At 60.7% G+C, this 1360-nt stretch carries 2 protein-coding genes; both read left to right on the plus strand.

What is annotated here, in order from left to right; genetic code table 11:
* Positions 1 to 861: DUF1559 domain-containing protein (locus BGIM_RS47890; protein ID WP_020467896.1), on the plus strand; the 861-nt coding region annotated here is incomplete at its 5' end.
* Positions 858 to 1277 (plus strand): hypothetical protein, encoded by a 420-nt coding sequence (locus tag BGIM_RS0100560; protein WP_020467897.1) that lies wholly within the window; start codon positions 858 to 860, stop codon positions 1275 to 1277. The genes BGIM_RS47890 and BGIM_RS0100560, both read left to right, overlap by 4 nt.
* Positions 1278 to 1360: the final 83 nt, after the last annotated feature.

A 1360-nucleotide genomic window follows, 5' to 3' on the forward strand; every position in this document is an offset into this window, starting at 1 on the left:
CTCATTGAATTGTTGGTGGTGATTGCGATCATCGCCATCCTGATCGGCCTGCTTCTGCCGGCCGTCCAAAAGATTCGCGAAGCGGCGAATCGAATGAAGTGTTCCAACAATCTCAAGCAGATTTCGCTGGCCGTCCACAACAACCACGACACTTATGGCGCGTTGCCGCCGATGTGCGCCGCCGACGCGACGACCGTGTCCGCCTCGCCGGCTTATGGCAACCATGTTTACACCCTCATGGCGTTCCTTCTGCCCGCCCTGGAGCAGAACAATGTTTACACCCTCATGAACGTGAGCGGCTACGCGGGAGGCCAGTACGACAAGGTGATCCCGGCGTTCCTGTGCCCCTCGGACCCGTCCATTACGGCCGGCAAATGCACCACGTCCAACGGCGGGGCCAACGCCTGGGCGGCCAGTTGCTACGGCGGCAACCATTATGTGTTCGGCAACCCGACCGCCGGAAACACCCAAGGAAACAACAAGTTCGCCAGCATCACCGACGGCCTGAGCAACACAGTCTTCTTCGCCGAGATGTACGGCACCTGCGGCAACACCGGCAACCTTGCCACTGCGAATGGCACGTTGTGGGCCGACTCCAACACATCATGGCGGCCAGGATTTAACTTGGGCTCGGGCAAGGGCGGCACCACCGTGGGCTATCCGGCGGCGCCGATGTTTCAAGTGGCACCGAACTACATCTCGACTTGTGACTATCAGCGCCCCCAAGGAGCGCACACCGGCGGCATCAACGTCGGTCTCGGCGACGGCAGCGTCCGCTTCGTCCGCGCCACAATGGACCCGACGACCTGGGCCAATGCCAACGACCCGCGTGATGGCGCAGTGTTGGGGAGCAACTGGTGAGACATCTGATCGCTTTGACGCTGTTCGTCGGCGGACTGGGCTTGTCCGGTTGTTCCGAGAACAAGCCCAAGGGAGATCTTCCCCCGTTGAATCCTTCCAAGGGGAAGGTGATGCGCGGTGGCTCCCCTGTGGCTGGCGGAATCGTGCAATTCCGGGCCGAGCCGGCCAAGCCGGGGTCCGACGATCTTTTGGTGAACGCCGAGGTGAACGCCGAGGGGGGCTTTGAACTGCAAACCATCCACGCCTTGTCGATGAAGAAGGCCGTCGGCGCCCCGGCGGGAACCTACAAAGTTGTTTACACCCCGGCGATGACCGCTCAAACGCAAAACGCCATTCCGGTGGATTTGCCGAAAACCGTGACCATCGCCAGCGGCCCGAACGACCTGACGATTGAGTTGCCAGCGGGCAAGAAGTGACTGGCTGGAATAACCAACTCGGAATGGCCAACTCGGAATGACCAATGACCAATGACCAATGGGGCGTTATGCTAGTTGCGGGA

It is taken from the genome of Zavarzinella formosa DSM 19928 (assembly GCF_000255705.1).
Classification (GTDB): domain Bacteria; phylum Planctomycetota; class Planctomycetia; order Gemmatales; family Gemmataceae; genus Zavarzinella; species Zavarzinella formosa.